This is a genomic window from Micromonospora sp. NPDC047644, assembly GCF_040704315.1.
Lineage (GTDB): Bacteria > Actinomycetota > Actinomycetes > Mycobacteriales > Micromonosporaceae > Micromonospora.
In genome coordinates, this window is record NZ_JBEYSY010000037.1 from 1 (window position 1) to 9,242 (window position 9,242).

The window sequence follows — 9,242 nt, forward strand, 5'->3', positions numbered from 1 at the left end:
CGCGGGGCGCGGGGCGCGGGGCGCGGGGCGCGGGGCGCGGGGCGCGGGGCGCGGGGCGCGGGGCGCGGGGCGCGGGGCGCGGGGCGCGGGGCGCGAGGGCGGTCAGGCGGTCAGGCGGTCAGGCGGTGACTGGTACCGGGGCGGCGGCGTCGGTCGGGGTGGCCTGAGGGGCCGGCGCGACCGGGTGGCGTTCCCGGGTGGACCACTGGACCGACAGCGCGGCCAGCAGCACCAGGCAGGAGCCGAGCATGTGTGCGCCGACCAGGAGCGCCGGGACGTGGGTGAAGTACTGCACGAAGCCGATCAGGCCCTGGCCCAACTCCACGGCGACCAGGATGATCGCGGCGCGGGTGGCCCGCTGCGCGCCGACGGCGCGGAACGCGAAGATCAGCGCCACCGAGAGGCCGATCAGTAGGAAGACCCCGTCCGCGTGCACCTGGGAGATCGTCTCCGGGTCGAGCCCGTTGCGGGCGGCGCCGTGGTCGCCGGCGTGCGGGCCGCTGCCGGTGACCCAGGTGCCGACGACCAGCACGGCGACGGTGACGCCGGTGGTGATCCGGGCCAGCGCGCGCAGCGGTGCGGGCACCACGGCCTCGGTCGGGCCGTCGGGGTCGCCGATGCGTCGCCAGAGGGCGTACGCGGCAGCGATCACGGCCATCGAGGCGAGGAAGTGCAGCCCGACCACCCACGGGTTGAGGTTGGTCAGCACGGTGATGCCACCGATCACCGCCTGGGCGGGGATGCCCAGGAAGACCGCCACGGCCAGGGCGAGGAGCCCGGGTCGGCGGGGCCGGTGCAGCAGTACGGCCAGTACGGTGGCCAGCGCGATCAGACCGACCGCGAAGGTCAGCATCCGGTTGCCGAACTCGATGACGCCGTACACGCCCATCTCCGGCGTGGTGACGTAGGAATCGTCCGTGCATCGGGGCCAGGTGGGGCAGCCGAGGCCCGAGGCGGTCAGTCGGACGGCCCCGCCGGTGACGACGATGCCCACGTTCGCGATGATCGAGGCGAGCGCGAGGCGGCGCAGCAGGATGCCGGAGACCGGACGGACGATTCGGTTCACGGCGCAAATCCTACGCACCGTAGTGATCGAGGTTCGTCCGACTCCGTCAGTGCGGTGGTTCGGATCACCGGGGCCCGGGTTTGCGACCCTCCGGGTAATTACGTAACGTTGGCGTTGTGAAAAACGCGGCGGCGCTCTCCGGGCACCAACCGACGGCCGTGCCGGCCGCCGGTGCGTCCGCGTCCGCGCCTGCCGTGACCACTCCGGTCGGCCCCGCCGGGCCGGCGGCGGCCGAGGTCTCCACCCGGGATCGGGTCACCCAGTTGCTGTTGGAGCAGGGTGCCACCACCGCCGCGCAGCTCGGCGCGGCGCTCGGGCTCAGCCCGGCGGCGATCCGCCGACACCTCGACGCGATGCTTGCCGACGGTGACGTCTACGCCCGCGAGCAGCCCGTGCAGGGCAGCCGCGGTCGGGGTCGCCCGGCGAAGGTGTTCCTGCTGACCGAGGCCGCCCGGGTCCGCTGTGGCACACACCACTACGACAACATGGCCACCGCGGCGTTGCGCTGGATCGCCCGCAGCGGCGGTCCGGACGCGGTGGAGGCGTTCGCCACCGAACAGGTGTCCGCTCTCGAGTCCCGCTGTCGGACGGCCATGGAGGATGCGGGCGACGACCCTCTCGCCCGAGCCGAGGCACTTGCCGCAGCGCTCACCGGCGAGGGTTACGCTGCCAATGCGACCACGATCGCCTCTGGCGGCCAGCTCTGTCAGCACCACTGCCCGGTGGCGCACGTGGCCGCCGAGTTTCCACAGCTGTGCGAGGCCGAGACCGCGGTCATCTCCCGTCTGGTCGGCACCCACGTGCAGCGTCTGGCCACCATCGCGCACGGCGACGGGGTGTGCACCACGCACATCCCGGCCCAGCCGGGCCGCGCTCAATCCGGTAATCCCGTAACCACTGTGAGGACAGATAGATGACCGAGCAGATCGTCCAGCCCCTGACCCAGGAAGAGCAGCTCGCCGCCCTGGGCCGGTACGAGTACGGCTGGTCCGACCCGGACGCCGCCGGGGCTGCCGCCCAGCGCGGCATCAACGAGGCGGTGGTGCGGGACATCTCGGCCAAGAAGGGCGAGCCGGAGTGGATGCTCGACCTGCGGCTGAAGGGCCTGCGGCTGTTCGGTCGTAAGCCGATGCCGGCCTGGGGCGCGGACCTCACCGGGATCGACTTCGACAACATCAAGTACTTCGTCCGGTCGACCGAGAAGCAGGCCACCAGCTGGGAGGACCTGCCCGAGGACATCAAGAACACCTACGACCGGCTGGGCATCCCGGAGGCGGAGAAGCAGCGGCTGGTCGCCGGTGTCGCGGCGCAGTACGAGTCGGAGGTCGTCTACCACAAGATCCGCGAGGACCTTGAGGAGCAGGGCGTCCTCTTCCTGGACACCGACACGGCGCTGCGCGAGCACGAGGACGTCTTCAAGGAGTACTTCGGCACCGTGATCCCGGTCGGCGACAACAAGTTCGCCGCGCTGAACACCTCGGTGTGGTCCGGTGGCTCGTTCATCTACGTGCCGAAGGGTGTGCACGTCGAGATCCCGCTGCAGGCCTACTTCCGGATCAACACGGAGAACATGGGCCAGTTCGAGCGGACGCTGATCATCGTCGACGAGGGCGCGTACGTGCACTACGTCGAGGGCTGCACCGCCCCGCTCTACTCCTCCGACTCGCTGCACAGCGCGGTCGTGGAGATCATCGTCAAGAAGAACGCGCGGTGCCGCTACACGACCATCCAGAACTGGTCCAACAACGTCTACAACCTGGTCACCAAGCGCGCCGTCTGCCACGAGGGCGCGACCATGGAGTGGGTCGACGGCAACATCGGCTCCAAGGTGACCATGAAGTACCCGGCGGTCTACATGACCGGCGAGCACGCCAAGGGCGAGGTGCTCTCGGTGGCGATGGCCGGCGAGGGCCAGCACCAGGACGCCGGCGCCAAGATGGTGCACGCCGCGCCGCACACCTCCTCGACCATCGTGTCGAAGTCGATCGCCCGTGGCGGCGGCCGCACCTCGTACCGGGGTCTGGTGCAGGTGCTGGAGGGTTCGCACCACAGCCGGAGCACGGTGAAGTGCGACGCACTGCTCGTCGACACGATCTCCCGCTCGGACACCTACCCGTACGTCGACATCCGTGAGGACGACGTGTCGATGGGGCACGAGGCGACCGTCTCCAAGATCAGTGATGACCAGCTCTTCTACCTGATGAGCCGGGGCCTGAGCGAGGACGAGGCGATGGCGATGATCGTGCGCGGCTTCATCGAGCCGATCGCCAAGGAACTTCCGATGGAGTACGCCCTGGAGCTCAACCGCCTGATCGAGCTTCAGATGGAGGGCGCGGTCGGCTGACGCCGCCTCCGCCCGGCCATGGCCGGACCCGGACCCGGTACGCCGGGTCCGGTCCAGCCCGCTTCGACCCTCCGATTCATGACAGACCAAGGAAGACATGACTACCCAGGCTTCCGCGCCGCCGCCCAGCACCAAGTCGCAGGCGCTGCGCTCGTACGACGTCGCCGACTTCCCGGCCCTCACCGGCCTGGAGGAGGAGTGGCGTTTCACCCCGCTCAAGCGCCTGCGCGGCCTCACCGGCGACGCGCCGGCCGCGACCGGCGCGGTCCGACACGAGTACGGTGACCTGCCCGAGGGCGTCGCCATCACCCGGGTCGGCCGTGACGACGAGCGCATCGGCAGCGTGCTGATCCCGGTCGACCGGGTCAGCGCGTTGGCTCACGGTGCCGCCGCGGACGCACTGCTGCTGCGGGTGGACCCCGACGTGGTGCTCGGCGAGGCGGTACGGCTGCGGGTGGTCGGCGAGGGTGTCGAGCAGCCGGCGTTCGGTCACACCTTCGTCGAGGTGGGCCGGTTCGCCGAGGCGACAGTGGTGCTGGAGCACGTCGGGTCGGCCACCCTGGCCGACAACGTCGAGGTCGCCGTGGCCGATGGCGCGAAGCTGACGCTGGTCACGGTCGCCGACTGGGCCGACGACGCGGTCCAGGCCCAGCACCTGAAGATCAAGCTGGGTCGGGACGCCAAGGTCATCCACATCCAGGTCTCCCTGGGCGGCGACCTGGTCCGGCAGTTCACCAGCGTGGAATACACCGGGCGCGGGGGCGAGGCCGAGCTGTACGGCGTCTACTTCGCCGACTCCGGCCAGCACCTGGAGCACCGGCAGCTGGTCGACCACAATGTGCCGGACTGCCGCAGCTACGTCGGCTACCGGGGCGCTCTGCAGGGCGAGAGCGCGCACACCGTCTGGGTGGGCGACGTGCTCATCCAGGCCGAGGCGACCGGCACCGACACGTACGAGATCAACCGGAACCTGCTGCTCACCGACGGCGCGCGCGCGGACTCCGTACCCAATCTGGAGATCGAGACCGGCGAGATCGCCGGCGCCGGTCACGCCAGCGCGACCGGCCGTTTCGACGACGAGCAGCTGTTCTACCTGATGGCCCGGGGCATCCCGGAGAGTGAGGCCCGCCGGCTGGTGGTCCGTGGCTTCTTCGCCGAGCTGATCAACAAGATCCCGGTGGAGTCGCTGCGGGAGAGCCTCGGTGACGCCATCGAGGCCCGGCTGACCAAGGCCGGCGCTTGATGATCCGGCTCTGCTCCACCGAGGACGTGCCGAAGGGCACCGCGATCCGCGCGGACGTCGACGGCACGCCGATCGCCCTGGTGCACGGCGAGGACGGCACCTTCTACGCCGCGTACGACGAGTGCTCGCACGCCGCCGTCGCGCTCTCCGAGGGCGAGGTCGACGGCTGCACGCTCGAGTGCTGGTTGCACGGCTCGCGCTTCGACCTGCGTACCGGCGAGCCGACCGGCCTGCCCGCCACCGAACCCGTCCCCGTCTACCCCGTCGAAGTCCGCGACGGCGACATCTACCTCAGCCTGACGCCGAGTAATGGAGTGACCCGATAATGAGCACCCTGGAGATCCGCGACCTGAAGGTGTCGGTCAAGCTGCCCGAGGGTGAGCTCAAGCCGATCCTGGCCGGTGTCGACCTGACCGTTAAGTCGGGCGAGACCCACGCGATCATGGGCCCGAACGGTTCCGGTAAGTCCACCCTGGCGTACTCGATCGCCGGCCACCCCAAGTACGAGATCACCGGCGGCACGGTGACCCTCGACGGCGAGGACGTGCTGGCCATGACCGTCGACGAGCGCGCCCGCGCCGGCCTCTTCCTGGCCATGCAGTACCCGGTCGAGGTGCCCGGCGTCTCGGTGGCGAACTTCCTGCGGACCGCGAAGACCGCCATCGACGGCGAGGCGCCGAAGCTGCGTACCTGGGGCGGCGAGCTGCGCGGCGCGATGGAGCGCCTCCAGATGGACCCGGCGTTCGCCCAGCGCAACGTCAACGAGGGCTTCTCCGGTGGTGAGAAGAAGCGGCACGAGATCGTCCAGCTGGAGCTGCTCAAGCCGAAGATCGCGATCCTCGACGAGACCGACTCCGGCCTCGACGTGGACGCGCTGCGCGTGGTCAGCGAGGGCGTCAACCGGGTCCGCGACACCGGCGACACCGGCGTTCTGCTGATCACCCACTACACGCGGATCCTGCGCTACATCAAGCCGGACTTCGTGCACGTCTTCGTGGCCGGCCGGATCGTCGAGCAGGGTGGCCCGGAGCTGGCCGACAAGCTTGAGGCCGAGGGCTACGAGCGGTACGCCGCCGGGGCCGGCACGGCCAAGGCCTGAGCGGAAGAGGCGCTGCCGAGATGACCAGCATCGCGATCCCCGAGGGGATGCCGCAGTACGACGACGTGCCGCGTTTCGACGTGGCCCGGGTGCGCGCCGATTTCCCGATCCTGGACCGGGAGATCAACGGGCACCCGCTGGTCTACCTCGACAGCGCCAACACCTCCCACAAACCGCGCCAGGTGCTCGACGTGCTCGACGAGCACTACGCGCGGCACAACGCGAACGTGTCGCGGTCGGTGCACACCCTGGGCACCGAGGCCACCGAGGCGTACGAGGGGGCGCGGGCGAAGGTCGCCGCGTTCATCAACGCGCCGAGCGTCGACGAGGTGGTGTTCACCAAGAACTCCACCGAGGCGATCAACATCGTGGCGTACGCCTTCTCGAACGCCTCGCTGCGCGCGGACGCCGACAGTCGTTTCCGGCTGGGCCCGGGTGACGAGGTGGTGATCTCCGAGATGGAGCACCACTCGAACATCGTCCCGTGGCAGCTGCTCTGTGAGCGGACCGGCGCGACGCTGCGGTGGTTCCCGGTCACCGACCAGGGCCGGCTGGACGAGTCCGGCCTGGAGGACCTGGTCACCGAACGGACGAAGATCGTCTCGTTGGTGCACGTGTCCAACATCCTGGGCACTGTCAACGCGACCTCCCGGATCACCGCCCGGGTCCGCGAGGTGGGCGCGCTACTGCTGCTGGACTGTTCGCAGTCGGCGCCGCACCTGCCCCTCGACGTGGTCGACCTGGACGCCGACTACATCGTGTTCACCGGCCACAAGATGTGCGGCCCGACCGGCATCGGTGTGCTCTGGGGCCGGGCCGAGCTGCTGGCGGCCATGCCGCCGGTGATGGGTGGCGGCTCGATGATCGAGACGGTCACCATGGGCCGCTCGACGTTCGCCGCCCCGCCGGCCCGGTTCGAGGCCGGCACCCCGCCGATCGCCGAGGCGGTCGCGTTGGGCGCGGCGGTGGACTACCTGACCGGCGTCGGGATGCGGGCTATCCAGTGGCACGAGAAGGAGCTGACGGCGTACGCGCTGGACGCCTTCGGCTCGGTGCCGGACCTGAGGATCTTCGGCCCGAGCGTGCCGGTGGGCCGGGGCGGCACCATCTCGTTCGCGCTCGGAGACGTGCACCCGCACGACGTGGGTCAGGTGCTCGACTCCCTCGGCGTTCAGGTGCGGGTGGGTCACCACTGTGCCAAGCCGGTGTGCAGCCGGTTCGGCGTCCCGGCCATGACCCGGGCCTCGTTCTACCTCTACACCACCACCGAGGAGATCGACGCTCTGGTGGCCGGTCTGGAGCAGGTACGGAAGGTGTTCGACTGATGCAGCTCGACCAGCTCTACCAGGAGATCATCCTGGACCACTACAAGCGCCCGCACGGGCGTGGCCTGCGCGATGCCGACGACCCGGGCGACCAGGTCGCGGAGGCGCACCACGTCAACCCCACCTGCGGTGACGAGGTCACCGTCCGGGTGGCCACCGACGGCACTGTGCTGCACGACATCTCGTACGACGGGATGGGCTGCTCGATCAGTCAGGCGTCGGCGAGTGTGCTGCACGAATTGCTGCGTGGTCGGGGCGCCGGGGAAGCATTCGAGGTGCACGAGGCGTTCGTGGAGTTGATGTCCGGACGTGGCCAGGTCACGCCGGACGAGGACGTGCTCGGTGACGGGGTTGCTTTCGCGGGTGTGGCCCGTTACCCCGCCCGGGTCAAGTGCGCGCTGCTGCCGTGGATGGCGTTCAAGGACGCCGCGGCACGCGCCGGTGTGGGCACGAGCCCGGAGGTGAAGGCGTGAGCGAGCGTCAGCGAGCGAATGACACAGTGGTGCCTCGCGGCGTCACGGAGCGAAGCGGAGGGATGGCATGAGCGAGCGTCAGCGAGCGAATCGGTGGTTCTGCGCGTTGGTGCCTCATGGCGTCACGGAGCGAAGCGGAGGGATGGCATGAGCGAGAACACCGCTACTGAGGCGACGCCGGAGGCCGGTGACACCACGGTGGTGCCGCAGACCGACGCCTCGACGACCGATGGCACCGGTGACGCCGCCGCTCCTGCGGGCGGCGTCAGCAAGGCCATGATCGCCGACATCGAGGAGGCGATGAAGGACGTCGTCGACCCGGAGCTCGGCATCAACGTGGTCGACCTGGGTCTCGTGTACGGCGTCCACGTCGACGACGAGAACGTCGCCACCCTGGACATGACGCTCACCTCGGCGGCCTGCCCGCTGACCGACGTCATCGAGGACCAGACCCGGCAGGCGCTGACCACCGGCCCCGGTGGCGGCCTCGTCAACGACATCCGGATCAACTGGGTGTGGCTCCCGCCGTGGGGGCCGGACAAGATCACTGACGAGGGTCGGGACCAGCTTCGCTCTCTCGGCTTCAACGTCTGATCCGAACCCACTTCGTCGAGCGCGGTACCCGTCCGGGTGCCGCGCTCGACGCGTTTCCAGGCCAGTCCGAAAGTAGTGGAACGGATCGTTCCGGTCTGATAAGCTGAATCCATCAAACGGAGCGGAATATTCCGATCCGACAGCGGGCGGGTCAGCGCGCTGGAAGCCGGCGGAGAGGGCAGGGCGATGAGCGAGATGGTGGCGGGGCAGTGGCGGGCCGTGCTCGACGAGGCGCACGCCGCGCTTCGGACGGCAGTCGAGGGAGTTCCGGCCGACGCCTGGGAGCGGCCCACCCCGTGCGAGCGATGGAACGTCACCCAGGTGCTTCAGCACGCGGTCGGTGACCAGCTCGCCTTCGCGGCGGCGATCGACGGCGGGCCGGGGCCGGCGGAGGACCCGTTCACCCCCTCCGGTCGGGTCGACGGTGACAAGCTCGCCGGCCTGCACGCCGCGCTCGACGCGTCCGCCCGGGCTTGGAAGGGCGTCGCCGACGACGACCCGGAGGTGCCCACGCCGCTGCCTCAGGGCAAGCTGCCGGCCGACGTCGGCGCCGTAGCGTGCGCCCTGGACGCCGCAGTGCACGCCTGGGACATCGCGGTGGCCACCGGCCAGCCGTCCCCGCTCGGCGCCGAACTGGCCCGCCCCCTGCTGGTGGTGGCCCGACAGATCGTCGAGCCGCTACGGGCCTACGGCGCGTACGCCCCGGCGATCGACTCCGCTCCGCAGGCCGACGAGGTCGCCGCCCTGCTCGCCTACCTCGGTCGCGACCCCCGACTGACCGCCTGAGGTTCGGCTCTGCTCCCTCGGCCGATCCCAAACGCCAAGATCGCGCTCGATCCTCGATGTAGCGGCCTCGGTACGTCACCGAGGCCACTACATCCTGGTTCGAGCACGATTTTGGTGGCGTGCCTGTCGTCAAGATCCGCGCAGGATCAGGGATGTTGCGGTCTTCGTACGTGTCGGAGGCAGCAACATCGGGGATGTTGTGAGGATCTTGGGCGCGGGGCGCGGGGCGCGGGGCGCGGGGCGCGGGGCGCGGGGCGCGGGGCGCGGGGCGCGCCCCGCGGCACGAAGTACACCCCGCAGGAGAACTACGCC

General features: G+C 70.1%; 10 protein-coding genes. 9 read left to right on the forward strand and 1 reads right to left on the reverse strand.

Annotated features, from left to right (window positions below; genetic code table 11):
* Positions 1-118 precede the first annotated feature (118 nt).
* Complete coding sequence (locus AB0877_RS31530; RefSeq protein WP_366613480.1) at positions 119-1,084, reverse strand: COX15/CtaA family protein; 966 nt, start codon at positions 1,082-1,084, stop codon at positions 119-121.
* Between the two features lie 176 nt (positions 1,085-1,260).
* Between AB0877_RS31530 and AB0877_RS31535 the strand changes: the two genes are divergently transcribed.
* The 9 genes from AB0877_RS31535 (at position 1,261) to AB0877_RS31575 (ending at position 8,930) form a co-directional block, all read left to right on the forward strand.
* Entirely contained in the window at positions 1,261-1,983 is a 723-nt protein-coding gene (locus AB0877_RS31535; protein WP_366613497.1) for an HTH domain-containing protein, read from the forward strand.
* Complete coding sequence (sufB, locus tag AB0877_RS31540) at positions 1,980-3,410, forward strand: Fe-S cluster assembly protein SufB (protein ID WP_366613482.1); 1,431 nt, start codon at positions 1,980-1,982, stop codon at positions 3,408-3,410. Before AB0877_RS31535 ends, sufB begins: the two co-directional genes overlap by 4 nt.
* 97 nt (positions 3,411-3,507) lie before the next feature.
* A complete protein-coding gene (gene sufD, locus AB0877_RS31545) occupies positions 3,508-4,653 on the forward strand; it encodes a Fe-S cluster assembly protein SufD (protein WP_366613484.1) in 1,146 nt (381 codons plus the stop codon).
* Positions 4,653-4,979, forward strand: a complete 327-nt coding sequence (locus AB0877_RS31550; RefSeq protein ID WP_366613486.1) for a non-heme iron oxygenase ferredoxin subunit — start codon at positions 4,653-4,655, stop codon at positions 4,977-4,979. Before sufD ends, AB0877_RS31550 begins: the two co-directional genes overlap by 1 nt.
* Positions 4,979-5,752: a Fe-S cluster assembly ATPase SufC gene (gene sufC, locus AB0877_RS31555; protein ID WP_007462702.1), complete on the forward strand. Its 774-nt coding sequence runs from the start codon at positions 4,979-4,981 to the stop codon at positions 5,750-5,752. Before AB0877_RS31550 ends, sufC begins: the two co-directional genes overlap by 1 nt.
* 20 nt (positions 5,753-5,772) lie before the next feature.
* Complete coding sequence (locus tag AB0877_RS31560; RefSeq protein WP_366613488.1) at positions 5,773-7,077, forward strand: cysteine desulfurase; 1,305 nt, start codon at positions 5,773-5,775, stop codon at positions 7,075-7,077.
* On the forward strand, positions 7,077-7,550 hold the full coding sequence (gene sufU / locus AB0877_RS31565; RefSeq protein ID WP_366613490.1) for a Fe-S cluster assembly sulfur transfer protein SufU: 474 nt from the start codon (positions 7,077-7,079) through the stop codon (positions 7,548-7,550). The genes AB0877_RS31560 and sufU overlap by 1 nt, the downstream gene beginning before the upstream one ends.
* 147 nt (positions 7,551-7,697) lie before the next feature.
* Positions 7,698-8,144: a metal-sulfur cluster assembly factor gene (locus AB0877_RS31570; protein WP_366613493.1), complete on the forward strand. Its 447-nt coding sequence runs from the start codon at positions 7,698-7,700 to the stop codon at positions 8,142-8,144.
* Between the two features lie 186 nt (positions 8,145-8,330).
* Entirely contained in the window at positions 8,331-8,930 is a 600-nt protein-coding gene (locus AB0877_RS31575) for a TIGR03086 family metal-binding protein (protein ID WP_366613495.1), read from the forward strand.
* The last annotated feature ends 312 nt before the right edge of the window (positions 8,931-9,242 follow it).

Bases quoted from the DNA above. Each gene is read 5' to 3' on its own strand.
- sufB (WP_366613482.1), top strand. From the start codon at position 1,980: ATGACCGAGCAGATCGTCCAGCCCCTGACCCAGGAAGAGCAGCTCGCC.
- AB0877_RS31570 (WP_366613493.1), top strand. From the start codon at position 7,698: ATGAGCGAGAACACCGCTACTGAGGCGACGCCGGAGGCCGGTGACACC.
- sufU (WP_366613490.1), top strand. From the start codon at position 7,077: ATGCAGCTCGACCAGCTCTACCAGGAGATCATCCTGGACCACTACAAG.
- sufD (WP_366613484.1), top strand. From the start codon at position 3,508: ATGACTACCCAGGCTTCCGCGCCGCCGCCCAGCACCAAGTCGCAGGCG.
- AB0877_RS31560 (WP_366613488.1), top strand. From the start codon at position 5,773: ATGACCAGCATCGCGATCCCCGAGGGGATGCCGCAGTACGACGACGTG.
- AB0877_RS31550 (WP_366613486.1), top strand. From the start codon at position 4,653: ATGATCCGGCTCTGCTCCACCGAGGACGTGCCGAAGGGCACCGCGATC.
- sufC (WP_007462702.1), top strand. From the start codon at position 4,979: ATGAGCACCCTGGAGATCCGCGACCTGAAGGTGTCGGTCAAGCTGCCC.
- AB0877_RS31575 (WP_366613495.1), top strand. From the start codon at position 8,331: ATGAGCGAGATGGTGGCGGGGCAGTGGCGGGCCGTGCTCGACGAGGCG.